This is a genomic window from Marinobacter sp. 1-3A (genome assembly GCF_016597775.1).
Lineage (GTDB): Bacteria > Pseudomonadota > Gammaproteobacteria > Pseudomonadales > Oleiphilaceae > Marinobacter > Marinobacter xiaoshiensis.
In genome coordinates this window covers 75,955-90,648 of the sequence record NZ_VCGZ01000005.1, presented here as the reverse complement: position 1 = coordinate 90,648, position 14,694 = coordinate 75,955, and the positions used below count along the sequence as shown (strand labels likewise).

The following is a 14,694-nucleotide window of genomic DNA, read 5'->3' as shown; positions in this document are numbered from 1 at the left end:
CAGGCTGCTACGAACACATGAAGGTACATTTGCCAAATTTGCAAGACGCACGCCTTATCGTGTGCGCATTGAGAGAGAATCATGGGTAAAAACGTTGTTGTGCTGGGCACCCAGTGGGGTGATGAAGGCAAGGGTAAGATCGTCGATTTGTTGACTGAAAAAGTTGCAGCGGTGGTTCGTTTTCAGGGAGGCCACAACGCCGGCCACACCCTGGTTATCGACGGCAAGAAAACGGCTTTACACCTGATTCCCTCCGGCATTCTCCGGCAGAACGTTCAGTGCCTGATTGGTAATGGTGTTGTGGTATCGCCGGAAGCCTTGCTGAAAGAAGTTCGGGGGCTGGAAGCATCTGGCGTAGATGTTCGTGACCGCCTTCGTATCAGCCTTGCTTGCCCGATTATTCTGCGCACCCACGTGCGCATTGATCAAGCCCGTGAGCGTGCCAAAGGTAATGACAAGATTGGCACCACTGGCCGGGGTATCGGGCCTGCGTACGAAGACAAGGTTTCTCGTCGTGGTGTTCGCCTGGGTGATCTGCACAACCCGGAAGACTTCGAAGAGAAGCTGCGGGAACTCATGACCTATCACAACTTTGTGCTGACAGAGTATTTCAAGGAAGAAGCCGAGGATATAGATGCGGCTCTGAAAGAGTTGCTGGAAATGGGCAAGGAAATCCTGCCTATGGCCGCTGACGTAACAGACTTGCTTCACGGCTATCGCAAGCGTGGTCAGGACATCATGTTCGAAGGCGCCCAGGGCTCCTTGCTGGACATAGATCTGGGCACCTATCCATTTGTGACATCCTCCAATACCACCGCAGGTGGCACGGCAACGGGTTCCGGTTTTGGCCCGCTGTATCTGGACTATGTTCTGGGTATTACCAAGGCCTACACCACGCGTGTTGGTGCAGGTCCCTTCCCCACGGAACTGTTTGACGAAACGGGTCAGCACCTGGCGGTTAAAGGCAATGAGGTCGGCACCACAACCGGCCGCTCCCGCCGTTGCGGATGGTTTGATGCAGTCGCTGTGCATCACGCAATCGAGATCAATAGCGTGTCGGGTATCTGCCTGACCAAGCTGGACGTTCTGGATGGTCTGGAAACCGTTAAAGTCTGTGTAGGCTATAAAACACCAGAAGGTGAAATGAGTCGCCCACCTATCGGGTGTGACAGTTACAAGGATATTGAGCCAGTCTACGTTGAGTTGCCAGGTTGGAGCGAAAGCACCTTCGGGCTAACCAAGCTGGAGCAGTTGCCGGAAAACGCCAGAGCGTACATCAAGTTCCTGGAGGAGCAGATTGATGCGCCGATCGATATCATTTCTACCGGCCCCGATCGGATTGAAACCATTACCCTGCGTCATCCGTTTGATGAGTAAGTGGTAAGAGACTGAGAAAAACCGCCCTGCCTTGATTGGTACGGCGGTTTTTTATTATCAGGGTTTCTCGGCAACAATGGTGGCTCGCTTGGGGCCGGGGTAGCCTTCAATGGTTTTCGTGGGGTCTTCCGGATCGAGAAAATCCTGAAGGGAATTGAAACGCATCCAGTCTGTGCTTCTTTGTTCATCCGTGGTGGTTTCAGATACGTCCACAACCCGGGCGTTGCGAAAGCCGGCCCGGTCCAGCCACCTGAGCAGGGTGTCGCAGCTGGGCAAAAACCACACGTTGCGCATCTGCCCATAGCGGTCTTCCGGCATCAGGCTATAGCCTTCTGGCCCATCCACAACCAGGGTTTCCAGTACCAGTTCACCACCCTGGCGCAGCGTGCCTTTGAGCTCCAGAAGATGGTCGAGAGGCGATCGACGGTGGTAGAGAACACCCATGGAGAAGGTGGTGTCGAAGCTTTCAAGCCCTTCTGGTAGATCTTCCATGCGTATGGGAAGCAGATCTATAGGCGCTTCGCCCACATAGCGCTTCACGCTGAGGAACTGGAACATGAACAGAAGGCCGGGATCGATACCGATTACCCGCTTTGCACCTTCACCCAGCATGCGCCAGCAGTGATAGCCTGAGCCGCAGCCAACATCGAGAATGCGCCGCCCGGAAAGGTCTGAAATATAGGGTGAAACCCTGTCCCACTTCCAGTCAGAGCGCCATTCGGTGTCGATATGAGTGCCGAAGAAGTCGAACGGCCCTTTGCGCCAGGGCATAAGGCCCCGCAGCCCGTTTTCCAGTGCCTGCTGCTGGCCTGAATCCAGGCTCGCCGGGGACGCGATCTTTATCGCAGAAGCGTTGAGCTCCGAGGTTGTGCCGGGAACATCAGGAAGGCTGTTCATCGCTGACTGCCAGCGTCCCAGATCACCGTGGGGGGAATCGTCAAAACGTTGTGCCAGCTGAGATTTGATGATCTCTGCCCAGTTGCCTTCACCTGTGTTTTCGAGCTCTGAAAGTAGCGGCCCGAAATAGCTGCGCCAGTCAAAATGCGCCATGATCTGTCTGCCCTGCGAGTTTGTTCAGTCGGCCTTGATGGCCAGCATGGATACGAAGTTAAAGCACTGGTACCAGACCAGCACGCGATCAAAACCGGACTCCTTCAGGCGCTGCGTGTGGGCGCTCAGTGTTTCCGGGATCAAAACCTGTTCAATAGCGCTGCGCTTTTGACTGATTTCCAGGTCGGAGTAGCCGTTGGCGCGCTTGAACTCGTGGTGCAGGCGGGTTTGCGTGTCTTGTTCGTCTTCTGATTCAAAGCGGATTTTTTCCGAGAGAATCAGTACGCCGCCGGGCCTCGTGGCCTTTGCGATGCGGCTTAGCAGGGCGCTGCGCTCTTCGGGGGGGACGAATTGCAGCGTGAAGTTCAGCGTTGTGACAGAGGCATCTGACAGCTCGGTGTCCTGAATGTTTTCGCAGCGCAGGCTAACAGGCAGTGAGTGATCGTCGAGCGCGATGTAGTGCTCGCAGCGCTCGATCATGGCCGCGGAATTATCAATACCCACCAGAGTGCAGTCGCCAAAAGGGATGCCGTGGCGCATGGCCAGTGTTGAGGCGCCAAGGGAGCAGCCCAGGTCATAACAGTTGGAGCCTGCTTGGGCGTACTGCTCGGTAATGACTTCGATCATGGGGATAATGGTGGTGTAGCCAGGTACAGAGCGCCGAATCATATCCGGGAAAACACGGGCTACCGCCGCATCGAAACGAAAATCCTCCGGCTGCCGTTCTGTTGCGAACAGGCGGTCCGTGAGGGTTTCTGTTGGTCGGTCAGACTTACTCATTGCCCGCCTCCAGGGCTGGGCGGGAGCAGCGCACGCCGCGTTTCTTGTAATCCACAAGGATGCCCCGGAAAGCAGGATCAGTGTCGGCCGCGATAGCCATGTAGCCATTCTCGCAAACTGCGTGGAGTTCCGAGGATTTCGGAGACATGCGGAAAGTTTCGCCTGGTTTGATATGAATCGCCTGGAATTCCCCCAGCGGCACATGATCCTTGTTGTCGGAATGGGTAATTTTTCCGGTCAGTTCCAGTACCAATACGGTGCCGACAATGGCGATCAGGGCGGTCACGAAAAGACTGCGGATACTGTAGTTGGCCTCGTTCTGGCTCATGCCTACCTCATTTTTAATGTGAGTGAGCGGTCAATATTGACCGGGGAGTGTAATGGAGGGCGCCTGCAGTGCTCCCAACTGTTCTCTCAAGGACAAGATCTGATCTGACCAGAACCTGGGTTGGCCAAACCAGGGGAAAAAGCGTGGAAATGCAGGGTCATCCCAGCGTTTCGCAAGCCAGGCGCAGTGGCTGATCTGGCGATAGCACCGCAAAGGCTCAACAAGGTGTCGTTCCCGCCGATTGAAATCGCGGAAGGTTTCATAGCCTTCCAGTAATTCGCCCAACTGGGCACCGCGCTCGTGATCGTCGCCGTTCAGGAGCAGCCACATATCCTGCATGGCGGGCCCGGAGCGACAGTCGTCCAGATCCACAAACAGCATCTGCTCGTCCCTGCACAATATGTTTCCGGCGTGGCAATCGCCGTGCAGGCGAACACTTTCAACCTCACCGGCATCTTCAATACGGGCGCGGCAGTATGTCAACAGGTCTGGAATCAGGCTGTCCCATGCGGGCCTGAGGTCTTTCGGGATCCAGTCTCCTTCCAGCAAAAGTTGGTTGCTTGTCTCAATGCCTTCCATGGGCGATAAGGCTACACGATGACGAAAGGGCTTGAGGGCACCAATGTTGTGGATCTGTCCCAGCCACTGGCCCAACCTGTAGAGAGTGTCAGTAACGCTGGTGTCTGGTGCTTGCCCTCCCCGCTGGTTAAATGCGGCGAACATGAAGTCACCATGTTTGCCGAGAGTGTCACCGGAAGGCATCACCAGTGGCGCCACAACGGGAATATCGGCGGCCAGCAGCTCACGGGTGTACTCATGTTCTTCCCGCACTTGCTCTTCTGTCCAGCGTCCGGGGCGATAGAACTTGGCGATTACCGGGGCGCCTTCGTCCAACCCCACCTGGTACACCCGGTTTTCATAGCTGTTCAGGGCAAACAGTCGACCACTTACCGCAAAACCGGCATCTTCCATTGCATCCAGAATCGCATCCGGGGTCAGGGCTTCGTATGGATGGGCTGAAACGTTCATCATAAGGCGAGGCCAGGCTGGTAAATGTTGGGCCCAAGTATACCTGCTTGGACGCGCTCCCGTAATGCGAGTGCGGGATGTTCCTATGGGTTCCGGCATGCCGGGGATTGGGTTAACGTAAACGGTCTTGGTTCCCATTTTCGGGAAAGGTTAGTTTACAGGCAGCGGGGGCGGTCGGTGGAAAACGGTGTTCTGGAAGTGGATACCCTGGTAATCGGGGCTGGAGTGGTTGGCCTCGCCGTGGCCAGGGCGCTGGCGCAAGCCGGGTGCGAGGTGATTGTGCTGGAGGCAGGGGATCATTTCGGCGAGGGCATATCTTCCCGTAATAGCGAGGTGATTCATGCGGGAATCTACTATCCGGAAAGCTCCCTTAAAGCTCGGCTGTGTGTTGAAGGACGAAAGCAACTCTACGAATACTGCGAGAGTCATAAAGTCGGGTATCGAAAGTGCGGAAAGTGGATTATTTCTACCAGCGAGGCACAAAATAAAGGTCTTGAAGGTATTCAGACCCAAGGCATCGCCAACGGTGCTCCTTTGGAGTTGTGGGATGGTCCAACCCTTGCCCGACAGTTGCCATATGTTCGCAGCAGTGCCGGGCTATGGTCGCCGGAAACCGGCATAGTGGATACTCATGGCCTGATGCTAGCGCTCTTGGGCGAATTGGAGGATGCGGGTGGTTCGCTGGTGCTGCGTTCCCCGGTTGAGCGCATAGAGTCAGAGGGAGGTGCGCATGTTTTATGGGTCGGGGGGGCTGAGCCATTAAGGGTGAAGGCGCGAACCCTTGTTAATGCTGCAGGCTTGGGTGCGGTGCCGCTCACCGGGAGTTGGAAGGGGCTTCCCGATTCCCGGAAACCGGTGCAATGGTTCGCCCGGGGAGTCTATTTCAGTTACGGCGGTCGTCATCCTTTCAGCAACCTGATTTATCCGGTTCCCGAGCCGGGTGGGCTGGGTGTTCATCTCACCCTCGATCTTGCCGGCCAGGCACGCTTTGGACCGGATGTAGAATGGATAGAAAGGGAGGATTACGGTGTTGATCCTGAGCGGGTGCATTCCTTTGTGGCGGGCATACGGCAGTGGTGGCCTGGTATCGAGCCTGAGCGACTTCAGCCTGCGTATGCGGGCATACGACCCAAGTTGAAAAACGCAGAGGGCGGTTTTTTTGATTTCAGGATTGATGGCCCCCAGGAGCACGGCATCCCGGGGCTGGTAAACCTGTTTGGTATTGAGTCGCCGGGGCTGACATCCTGTTTGGCCATTGCAGGTCTGGTGAAGGACAAATTGGCGTAACAGCCAGGAGGTTCTATCCCGGCGTTCTGGCCAGGGCCCAAACCTGAATCTCTGTTGCGCCCGCATCCCGTAGCGCAGACGCGAGCACCCTTGCAGTTGCTCCTGTAGTGACCACGTCATCCACGATGGCGATCCGTTCTGGTACCTTCGCACAGACTTCAAATACGCTATGCAGGTTTTTCAGCCTGGCCTCTCTGCTCAGTCCACGCTGAGCCTGCACTTTTCGAACCCGGCGGACGATCCCTGCACTAACCGGTATATCGAGGGCGGCCCCCAGTTGTTCAGCTATATCCCGGGCCTGATTGAATCCGCGCTCACGGCGGCGCGAAGGAAGCATAGGTGAGGGGATTAGCAAGTGCGGCTTTATATGGTTCTGATCCCGAAATACAGACTCAACATAGCTCGTAAAGCCCGCAATCAGAGGTCGGGCAAATTTATGCTGCCGGTTGTATTTGTATCGGCTGATCATGCCATCAACCGGATACTGGTAGCGCCAGGGTATGTATGAGTGAGCAAAGGCAGGTGGTGATATCAGGCAGTCGCTGCAAACCAGTTCGTTCCCCGCGTGCGACATTGGTAGGGCGCAGTAACGACAATGCCACTGGTTAACCGGAAGATCGGCTTGGCAAAAAACGCATAAACCATTGTAGGCATTAGAAGAAAGGCAACCAACACAGCGGCCTTTGGTTTTGTCGCTGTTAACCTTCGCCAAGTTTAAGGTTGACAGCCAGCTCAGTCCCTTTATCATCTGATTCATCCGTAAACCCAGAGACCGAAAAAGGTTAACAGGACTTCTGCATGACTGCCACCGCATTACGCCACGATTGGACGCTTCAGGAAGCACGCTCACTTTTCGAGCTTCCATTTAACGATTTGTTGTTCCGCGCCCAGACGGTGCATCGACAGAATTTTGATCCCAATGAAGTGCAGGTAAGCACCCTTTTGTCTATCAAGACAGGCGCTTGCCCTGAAGACTGTAAATACTGCCCTCAGAGCGGTCATTACAATACTGGGCTGGAAAAAGAAAAGCTGCTGGAGCTGGAAAAGGTTGTAGCAGAAGCCCGCGCCGCGCGAGACAAAGGCGCATCACGCTTTTGCATGGGCGCTGCATGGCGTAGCCCGACGGTTAAGGATATGCCGTATGTTCTGGATATGGTTCGTGAGGTGAAATCTCTGGGCCTGGAAACCTGCATGACGCTGGGCATGTTGAAGCCTGAGCAGGCGGCAGAGCTGGCGGAAGCCGGTCTGGATTATTACAACCATAATCTGGATACCTCCGAGAAGTACTACAGCCATATTATTACTACCCGCACCTATCAGGACCGCCTGGATACGCTGGAAAACGTGCGTAACGCCGGTATGAAAGTATGCTGTGGCGGCATTATGGGTATGGGTGAAGATGAGGATGATCGGGTTGGCATGCTGGTTCAACTGGCGAACCTTCCGCAGCACCCTGAAAGTGTGCCAGTGAATATGCTGGTGAAGGTGAAGGGAACCCCCATGGAGAATGTGGAGGATCTGGATCCGTTTGAGTTTATTCGTGTTCTTGCGGTGGCTCGTATCATGATGCCGGCCTCCCATGTGCGTTTGTCTGCGGGCCGGGAGACGATGAATGAGCAGATGCAGGCGTTGTGTTTTCTGGCTGGGGCGAATTCGATTTTCTATGGCGAGAAGTTGTTGACGACTTCGAATCCGGAGGCGGATGCAGATATGGCGTTGTTCCGGCGCTTGGGTATTCGGCCGGAGAAGCGGGAGCAGTGTGCTTCTGAGACGCAGGATGAGGAGGCGATTGTCGGGGCTCTGGAGTATGAGGCCAGCCGGCATTTGTTTTATGACGCTTCTTTGGAGTCCGCTTAGCATTATTGGGCGGCAGCGACGTGCGGGCGGTTTGCTCCGGGATACGCTACGAGCACATCCATGTGCGCTTGTTTCGGGCCGTCCTTGGCCCTCTACAATCCCGGAGCAAACCGCCCGCACGTCGCCCGTAGCTTTCAGATGCCCTCGAAAATACTTCAATGCCAGCAAGTATAAACACTTGTCGTTTTTCTGGATGCATACTCGTGCGTGACTTCACAGCTGAACTGGAACAACGAAAACAGGCTGGGCTATACAGAACGCGCCGGCATATCTCCGGGCCTCAGCAGCCGGTTTTGACCGCCGATGGTAAGCGGTTACTTTCGTTTTGTAGCAACGACTACCTTGGTCTCGCCAATCATCCTTCCAATATTGAAGCCCTCAGAGATGCCTTGCCTAAAATGGGGCTAGGTGGTGCGGCTTCTCATCTGGTTTGCGGGCACCATGAGGCGCATCACTTTTTGGAAGAGCGTCTTGCGGCGTTTACCGACCGAAGTTCTGCGTTGTTTTTCTCTACCGGTTATATGGCCAATCTGGGCGTGATTTCTGCGCTGGTGGGGCGTGGGGATACGGTTTTTTCGGATCGTCTGAATCATGCCTCCATTATTGATGGCTGTATTCTGAGCCGGGCGAAGGTGCGTCGGTATGGCCATGGGGATGTAGGGTCGCTTGTCGCCATGCTGGCTGAGACTTCCGGCCATAAGGTGGTGGTTACAGACGGTGTGTTCAGTATGGATGGCGATGTGGCGCCGCTGCGGGAACTGGCGGCGGTGTGTCGCGAGCACGATGCTTTGTTGGTGGTCGATGACGCCCACGGTTTTGGGGTGCTAGGGCCGCATGGGCAGGGGAGTGTGGCGGAGCTTGGTTTGTCTGAGGAGGATGTGCCGGTTCTTATAGGTACCTTGGGCAAGGCCGCGGGCACCAGTGGGGCGTTTGTGGCGGGGCCGGAGGTGTTGATGGATTATTTGGTGCAGAAGGCTCGTACTTATATCTACACCACGGCCATGCCTCCGGCATTAGCTTTTGCCACTTTAAACAGTATTGATTTGATAGAGCGGGGCAGTGAACGGCGAAGCCATCTGCAGAGTCTGATCGATCGCTTTCGGCAGGACGCCATTGCTCTGGGTTACTCGCTTATGCCCTCACGCACGCCTATTCAGCCCATTATGGTGGGTGATAACTGGGCTGCTCTGGCGCTGAGTCAGGCCCTTGAAGAGCTGGGGTTGCTGGTGACGGCCATTCGTCCGCCAACGGTGCCAGCCGGTGAGGCGCGGTTGCGGGTTACTTTTAGCGCGGCTCATTCCCATGAGGATCTGGATAGCCTGATACAGGGGCTGGCGGATTGTCGGCACTTGCTGGTTGGCGAGGGTGTTGCGGTATGAGTTTTCCGCGAGAGGGCGGGCGCCTTGTTGTCGTGGGAGGCTGGGGTGTGCGTGCAGAGATGTTGGAGGCTGTATACCGGTCCTGGCCGGGCACGGGCACGGTTGAGGTGGTGTCTCTGAATAACGACCTCATAGCACGCTGCGGTTCGGTGGCGGATGTGGCCAACGAGCTTCTGGCTCGTTATCCCGAGCCCTCCGTCTGGATGGGGTGGTCTCTCGGTGCGCAGGTTGTTATGGCTGCCGCGAGCCGGAATGCTGGGGCGGTGTCTGCAGCGATTACGCTGGCGGGTTTTCCGAAGTTCATCGCAGATGAGCGCTGGCTTAATGGCATGTCTGAGGAAGAGTTTGGAGTGTTCAGTCGAGGGTTGAGCCGCGAACCTGAGCGCTACTGGATGCACTTTCTGATGCTTATGATAAGTGGCTCAGCTGGCGCTCCTGCTGAGCGTCAACGCCTCAAACCCTGGCTTGGTCAGGGTGCGCCGGTATCACCCTCTAATTTGATTAAGAGTCTTAAGTGGCTGGAGCGAAGTGATCAACGCCTGTTGTGGTCCCGTGTAAATGTTCCCGTTCTTCATATAACCGGGCCATGTGATCAGGTAGTGGCGACCTGGGTTGGCGCTTTGGAAACTCAGCCATCGTCCATCGAGATCAGCATTCCCGGTATGGCTCATTGGCCAGGCGGTGTGTTTGCAGACGAGTGTATAGCGGTAATTGAGCAGTTTCTTGGGTCTTCCACTGGTATGGCGTCATGAGTTCTCTTGCGGTGAATGCTTCGTGCCCGGCAAGTAAGGGTGATATAGCTCGGGAGTTCGGTAAGGCCCGGGCCACCTATGAGAGCGCGTCCCGGTTGCAACGGCTTATGGGCAACGTGATGCTCGAGAGGCTGGAAGGCCAAGCTGATCCAAATTGCGTTCGCGTTCTGGACCTTGGCTGTGGCACCGGCTGGTTTACCCTCAAGTTGGCCAATCTCACGCCCCCAGGGAGCGTGACAGGTATGGATCTTTCGCCCGGCATGATCGAGCACTCGATTGCACACAGCCCAGCTGAAGTTACATGGCTGGTAGCAGATGCTGAGGCTATTCCGTTGCCCGACCAAAGTTGTGATCTGATCTTCAGTAATCTCATGATCCAGTGGTGTGCAACACCAGCCAAGGTTCTTCAAGAGTGTCGGCGGGTGCTCAGGCCTGGAGGTAAATTGATGATCTCAACCCTCCTGGAAGGAACCTTGAAGGAATTGGATCAAGCCTGGCAGAAAGCGGACCCCGGTCAGAGTCATATCAACCGGTTTGAAACGGCTGCGGCGTTCAAACGCTCAGTGTTCGATGAGTTGCCTGGGGCGCATGTTGAAGCGCGGACTTTGCTTCTACCCTATGCTTCGCCCCTCACGCTCGCAGCGGAGCTGAAGCAATTGGGTGCGGGCTACAAGCATGCCGGCAGACGCCAAACAGCAACAGCACCCGGCCGCTTTCGTGCCATGTGCCAGCATTACCCCACAGCCCCGGAGGGCGGAGTTGTGGCAAGCTATGAGGCAGCCTGGGTTTACTGGTCATGCCCTGATTCCAATAGCAAAACACTGATTGATTAAAGGGTAGGTTGACTGGCTTTTATGGCTAAAAAAACATTTTTTGTGACAGGAACAGATACCGGCGTTGGCAAGACCCTGGTGTCTGCTGCAATTCTGGAAGCCGCCAAAGCGGCCGGCAAGCGCACCTTGGGTATGAAGCCTATTGCCTCGGGCTGTGATAACACACCTGAGGGGTTGCGGAATGACGATGCGCTGATGCTCCAGCGCGCGGCCACGGAAGCTCTCACTTACGATCTTGTGAACCCCATCGCTCTGGAGCCGGCCATAGCGCCCCATGTGGCAGCCGTGCAAGCCGGACGAGTTGTAACGGCTGAACGGTTGGTTGGCTTCTGCCGTGGCATGCAGATGCGGCCAGCGGATCTTTTGCTCATTGAAGGTGCCGGTGGCTGGCGAGTGCCGCTGAATGACCGGGAAACCTACTCGGCGGTGCCTCGGGAGTTGGGGGTGCCTGTGATTTTAGTGGTTTCGCTAAAGCTGGGATGTATTAATCATGCATTGTTAACAGCAGAAGCAATTCTTAATGATGGGTTGGTGTTGGCTGGATGGGTCGCGAACCGAGCTGAACCCGTTGCAATGAGCTGTGAGCAGGAAACCCTGAGCTATTTGACAGAGCAACTCCCGGTCCCTTGTCTTGGAGTAATGCCCTGGATTGTGACTGCCAATCCCAAAACCTTGAGTGAGTATCTCAACATTGATTCATTGTTTGAAAATTGATCAATAATATGGCCTAATGGTGTCAATTAATGGTCACGGGAAACCGCAGTCATGATCAATAATACACTCGCAATTGGTATGCAAGGCATTCAGGACGGCATGTACGGCATGGAAAACGCCGCCCGAAAAATCGCCCGTGCCGGTGTTGATGGCCCTCAAGGTAGCGCCGAAACCGGAAGCAGCCTGATTGAACCGATCATCGACCTCAAGCTATACGAACGCAGCGTTGAGGCGTCAGCACAGGTGGTAAAAGTTGCTGATGAAACCCTTGGTACTCTGCTCGACATAATGGTCTGAGCCCTGTTTCCGTGAGCCCACTCTCTTCGCTCCCTCCGATATCAAGCTACTCTAGCAGGAGTGGCTCTGGCAGCGCCTCGGCCGTCCGTGAATCACGCAATACTGGCAAAGCAAATGGTGAGGCGCCTGCAGAAACCGGCAGTCAATCTGTTCGTGCGGCCGATGAAAACCAGGCTGTGGGCGCAAACCGCAAGCCAGCAGAAGCTGATGCCTCTGATAAAAAAGTCGGTGGTCTGGATGAGGCGGAACTGAAAGAGCTAACCGAGCTCAAAGCCCGGGACCGTGAAGTGCGCGCTCATGAAGCTGCACATCAGGCAGTTGGCGGTCAGTATGCGGGAGCCATGTCGCTTTCCTATCAGCGGGGGCCGGATGGGGCCCAGTACGCGGTGGGTGGTGAAGTATCGATTGATATGTCTCCCGTCAACGGCGATCCTCAGGCAACCATCGAGAAAATGCGGGTCGTGCGTTCAGCGGCGATGGCTCCGGCAGAGCCCTCTGGCCAGGATCGTGCTGTAGCCGCTCAGGCGATGCAGGTTATGCTGCAGGCTCAGTCAGAGCTTGCCCTGGAGCAGGAATCCTCGGAGTCCGGCGCAGAAAAGCCTGTGAAGGAAAGTGAGGATGCATCATCTGATTCCGGGCAGGTTGAAGGTTCCCGGGGTGATACCTCCGAGTCATTGCCCAGGGCCGCTCAACTGGCCAGAAATGCCTATCAGGATATTGCAGGGTTCGGGCCAGAGCGAGCCTCCCCAGGGGATGGGTTTCTACCCATTTCGGTCTGAATTTATCATCTGTTAGCCTGCTATTAACGTGGGCGCCCACCACTACTCTTCCTGGAATGCCAGAATCAATACGGGGCCCTGTAAACGCCGGTGCGTGTTGAGTTTTTGGGTAGGGTTTGAGCCGTTCCCGTCTACTTTGGTGACCAAACTCTACACAAATTATTCACCCGGCTATTGACAATTCTGTGCCTCTAAACGTATGTTTCAAACAAGTGTTTAATTAATGCTGCAGCGCATCTTGTTGCAGTGTCTGAGCAAACCCAAGGCCGCGAGCTGTTATTACTTTTTCAGCCAAGACCGAAAACCGAGGTGGTTTAAATGCCTGAGTACAAAGCGCCCCTGCGTGATATCAAATTCGTAATGAACGAGCTGCTCGACAGCGAGACCCACTACGCCAATCTGGAAGGGGCTGAAGACGCAACTCCGGATATGGTTGATGCCATTATCCAGGAAGGTGCAAAGTTTGCTGAACAGGTACTGTCACCGCTGAACCCGGTAGGCGACAGAGAAGGCTGCATATGGAGCGAAGATGGTGTTAAAACACCGACTGGCTTCAAAGAAGCTTATGACAAGTATGTTGAAGGCGGCTGGCCTTCACTGGCGGCTGATCCCAATTACGGCGGTCAGGGCCTGCCCGATTCTCTGGGCATCGTGATGAGCGAGTTGAACGGTACCGCTAACTGGTCATGGGGCATGTACCCTGGTCTGAGCCATGGCGCTATCAACACCGTTGAAGCGCACGGTACCGAAGAGCAGAAGCAAACCTATCTCACCAAAATGATCAGCGGTGAGTGGACGGGCACTATGTGCCTGACAGAAGCCCACTGCGGCTCGGATCTGGGTACTCTGCGTACCAAGGCAGAGCCTAATGCAGACGGCTCTTACAGCATTACCGGCACCAAGATTTTCATCTCTGCCGGCGAACATGACATGACCGACAATATCATTCACATCGTTCTGGCTCGTCTGCCGGGCGCACCTGAAGGTACCAAGGGCATCTCATTGTTCATCGTACCCAAGTGCCTGCCTGCAGAAGACGGATCTGCTGGTGAGCGTAACGCAGTATCCTGTGGCTCTATTGAGCACAAAATGGGTATCCACGGTAATGCTACCTGTGTCATGAACTTTGACGGCGCCAAAGGTTGGCTGATCGGGCCTGAGAACCGCGGCCTGAACTGCATGTTTACCTTCATGAACGTAGCCCGTATCGGTACTGCTATTCAGGGCTTGGGTGCTGCAGAAATGGGCTTCCAGGGATCCCTGGCATACGCCAAAGATCGTCTGGCCATGCGCTCACTGAGTGGCCCCAAAAATCCGGAAGGCTATGCCGACCCGATTATTGTGCACCCGGATGTGCGTCGTATGCTACTGACTCAGAAAGCCGTTGCAGAAGGCGCCCGTGCACTGATCTACCTGACTGCACAGAAGGCGGACCTCGTTGGACGTGGCAAAACAGACGAAGAGCGTAAAGAAGCAGACGAAGCGCTGGGCTTCCTGACCCCGATCGCCAAGGCTTTCCTGACCGAAATCGGTTACGAAGCAGCGAACCTGGGTATGCAGGTATTTGGTGGTCACGGTTTTATCTCCGAGTGGGGCATGGAGCAGAACGTGCGTGATGCCCGTATTGGCATGATCTACGAAGGCACCACTGGTATTCAGGCGCTTGACCTGCTGGGCCGTAAGGTTCTGATGACCCAGGGCGAGTCTCTGAAGGGCTTTACCAAGCAGGTTCACACCTTCTGCAAGGAAAATGCCGACAACGAGCAGCTGAAACAGTTTGTCGAGCCGCTTGCGGCGATCAACAAGGAGTGGGGCGATCTGACCATGAAAGTGGGCATGGCTGCCATGAAGAACCGTGAAGAAGTTGGTGCTGCATCGGTTGATTATCTGATGTACTCCGGCTACGCAGTCTTTGCATACCTGTGGGCCCGCATGGCCAAGATTGCCCAGGACAAGCTGGATGCAGGTACAAGCGAAGAAGCCTTCTACAAGGCCAAGCTGCAGACTGCACGCTTCTACTTCACTCGTATGCTGCCGCGTACCAAGACGCACGCTGTAACCATGCTGGCCGGAGCTGACACTCTGCTGGATATGCCGGAAGAAGCTTTCGCGTTCTGATTTACCAGGGCGTTTAAGGTTAACCGGTAACAAAAAGCCCGTGCTCTCAGGAGCCGGGCTTTTTTCATGAGTTGCGGTTGATTTTGGGGTAGAATACCTGCCCCTAAAACGTGA

Annotated in this window: 15 protein-coding genes; 10 read left to right on the top strand and 5 right to left on the bottom strand. The window is 55.3% G+C overall.

Annotated elements, in window-relative coordinates; translation table 11 throughout:
* The first annotated feature begins 81 nt into the window (after nt 1-81).
* Nucleotides 82-1,377 carry an adenylosuccinate synthase gene (locus FE848_RS09485; protein ID WP_200202562.1) on the top strand — a complete coding sequence of 432 codons (1,296 nt, stop codon included), beginning with the start codon at nt 82-84 and terminating at the stop codon, nt 1,375-1,377.
* Nucleotides 1,378-1,434: 57 nt separating this feature from the next.
* Here FE848_RS09485 and cmoB read toward each other — a convergent pair whose 3' ends face one another.
* From cmoB to FE848_RS09465, 4 genes are read right to left on the bottom strand one after another with little or no spacing between them, the layout of a single operon-like run.
* Nucleotides 1,435-2,427 carry a tRNA 5-methoxyuridine(34)/uridine 5-oxyacetic acid(34) synthase CmoB gene (cmoB, locus tag FE848_RS09480; RefSeq protein WP_200202561.1) on the bottom strand — a complete coding sequence of 331 codons (993 nt, stop codon included), beginning with the start codon at nt 2,425-2,427 and terminating at the stop codon, nt 1,435-1,437.
* Nucleotides 2,428-2,451: 24 nt separating this feature from the next.
* Nucleotides 2,452-3,207 carry a carboxy-S-adenosyl-L-methionine synthase CmoA gene (gene cmoA, locus FE848_RS09475; RefSeq protein ID WP_200202560.1) on the bottom strand — a complete coding sequence of 252 codons (756 nt, stop codon included), beginning with the start codon at nt 3,205-3,207 and terminating at the stop codon, nt 2,452-2,454.
* On the bottom strand, nt 3,200-3,535 hold the full coding sequence (locus FE848_RS09470) for a kinase (protein ID WP_200202559.1): 336 nt from the start codon (nt 3,533-3,535) through the stop codon (nt 3,200-3,202). The genes cmoA and FE848_RS09470 overlap by 8 nt, the downstream gene beginning before the upstream one ends.
* A 30-nt stretch (nt 3,536-3,565) precedes the next feature.
* The gene (locus FE848_RS09465) at nt 3,566-4,567 is read right to left on the bottom strand and encodes a serine/threonine protein kinase (protein WP_200202558.1); all 1,002 of its coding nucleotides are present in this window, start codon (nt 4,565-4,567) and stop codon (nt 3,566-3,568) included.
* Nucleotides 4,568-4,741: 174 nt separating this feature from the next.
* Here FE848_RS09465 and FE848_RS09460 point away from each other — a divergent pair, with 174 nt between their 5' ends.
* Entirely contained in the window at nt 4,742-5,851 is a 1,110-nt protein-coding gene (locus FE848_RS09460) for an NAD(P)/FAD-dependent oxidoreductase (RefSeq protein WP_310965668.1), read from the top strand.
* 13 nt (nt 5,852-5,864) lie between these two features.
* Here the strand turns inward: FE848_RS09460 and FE848_RS09455 are convergent, their stop codons facing one another.
* Complete coding sequence (locus tag FE848_RS09455; protein WP_227715271.1) at nt 5,865-6,425, bottom strand: ComF family protein; 561 nt, start codon at nt 6,423-6,425, stop codon at nt 5,865-5,867.
* A 224-nt stretch (nt 6,426-6,649) separates the two neighbouring features.
* Between FE848_RS09455 and bioB the strand changes: the two genes are divergently transcribed.
* The 8 genes from bioB to FE848_RS09415 all read left to right on the top strand — a co-directional run bounded on the left by bioB (nt 6,650) and on the right by FE848_RS09415 (nt 14,580).
* Entirely contained in the window at nt 6,650-7,708 is a 1,059-nt protein-coding gene (gene bioB / locus FE848_RS09450; protein ID WP_200202555.1) for a biotin synthase BioB, read from the top strand.
* 203 nt (nt 7,709-7,911) lie between these two features.
* Entirely contained in the window at nt 7,912-9,087 is a 1,176-nt protein-coding gene (gene bioF, locus FE848_RS09445) for an 8-amino-7-oxononanoate synthase (RefSeq protein ID WP_200202554.1), read from the top strand.
* The gene (locus tag FE848_RS09440) at nt 9,084-9,839 is read left to right on the top strand and encodes an alpha/beta fold hydrolase (RefSeq protein ID WP_200202553.1); all 756 of its coding nucleotides are present in this window, start codon (nt 9,084-9,086) and stop codon (nt 9,837-9,839) included. The genes bioF and FE848_RS09440 overlap by 4 nt, the downstream gene beginning before the upstream one ends.
* Nucleotides 9,836-10,672: a malonyl-ACP O-methyltransferase BioC gene (gene bioC, locus FE848_RS09435; protein ID WP_200202552.1), complete on the top strand. Its 837-nt coding sequence runs from the start codon at nt 9,836-9,838 to the stop codon at nt 10,670-10,672. Before FE848_RS09440 ends, bioC begins: the two co-directional genes overlap by 4 nt.
* A gap of 21 nt (nt 10,673-10,693) precedes the next feature.
* Complete coding sequence (gene bioD / locus FE848_RS09430) at nt 10,694-11,386, top strand: dethiobiotin synthase (protein WP_200202551.1); 693 nt, start codon at nt 10,694-10,696, stop codon at nt 11,384-11,386.
* Nucleotides 11,387-11,437: 51 nt separating this feature from the next.
* Entirely contained in the window at nt 11,438-11,683 is a 246-nt protein-coding gene (locus tag FE848_RS09425; RefSeq protein ID WP_200202550.1) for a flagellar biosynthesis protein FlgE, read from the top strand.
* Between the two features lie 11 nt (nt 11,684-11,694).
* Nucleotides 11,695-12,462 carry a putative metalloprotease CJM1_0395 family protein gene (locus FE848_RS09420; RefSeq protein WP_310965673.1) on the top strand — a complete coding sequence of 256 codons (768 nt, stop codon included), beginning with the start codon at nt 11,695-11,697 and terminating at the stop codon, nt 12,460-12,462.
* 318 nt (nt 12,463-12,780) lie between these two features.
* The gene (locus FE848_RS09415; RefSeq protein ID WP_200202549.1) at nt 12,781-14,580 is read left to right on the top strand and encodes an acyl-CoA dehydrogenase C-terminal domain-containing protein; all 1,800 of its coding nucleotides are present in this window, start codon (nt 12,781-12,783) and stop codon (nt 14,578-14,580) included.
* The last annotated feature ends 114 nt before the right edge of the window (nt 14,581-14,694 follow it).

Excerpts from the sequence above, each read along its gene's own strand:
- cmoA (WP_200202560.1), bottom strand. The coding sequence starts at position 3,207 with ATGAGTAAGTCTGACCGACCAACAGAAACCCTCACGGACCGCCTGTTC.
- bioC (WP_200202552.1), top strand. The coding sequence starts at position 9,836 with ATGAGTTCTCTTGCGGTGAATGCTTCGTGCCCGGCAAGTAAGGGTGAT.
- FE848_RS09470 (WP_200202559.1), bottom strand. The coding sequence starts at position 3,535 with ATGAGCCAGAACGAGGCCAACTACAGTATCCGCAGTCTTTTCGTGACC.
- FE848_RS09440 (WP_200202553.1), top strand. The coding sequence starts at position 9,084 with ATGAGTTTTCCGCGAGAGGGCGGGCGCCTTGTTGTCGTGGGAGGCTGG.
- FE848_RS09425 (WP_200202550.1), top strand. The coding sequence starts at position 11,438 with ATGATCAATAATACACTCGCAATTGGTATGCAAGGCATTCAGGACGGC.
- bioB (WP_200202555.1), top strand. The coding sequence starts at position 6,650 with ATGACTGCCACCGCATTACGCCACGATTGGACGCTTCAGGAAGCACGC.
- FE848_RS09465 (WP_200202558.1), bottom strand. The coding sequence starts at position 4,567 with ATGATGAACGTTTCAGCCCATCCATACGAAGCCCTGACCCCGGATGCG.
- cmoB (WP_200202561.1), bottom strand. The coding sequence starts at position 2,427 with ATGGCGCATTTTGACTGGCGCAGCTATTTCGGGCCGCTACTTTCAGAG.
- FE848_RS09485 (WP_200202562.1), top strand. The coding sequence starts at position 82 with ATGGGTAAAAACGTTGTTGTGCTGGGCACCCAGTGGGGTGATGAAGGC.
- bioD (WP_200202551.1), top strand. The coding sequence starts at position 10,694 with ATGGCTAAAAAAACATTTTTTGTGACAGGAACAGATACCGGCGTTGGC.
- FE848_RS09415 (WP_200202549.1), top strand. The coding sequence starts at position 12,781 with ATGCCTGAGTACAAAGCGCCCCTGCGTGATATCAAATTCGTAATGAAC.
- FE848_RS09455 (WP_227715271.1), bottom strand. The coding sequence starts at position 6,425 with ATGTCGCACGCGGGGAACGAACTGGTTTGCAGCGACTGCCTGATATCA.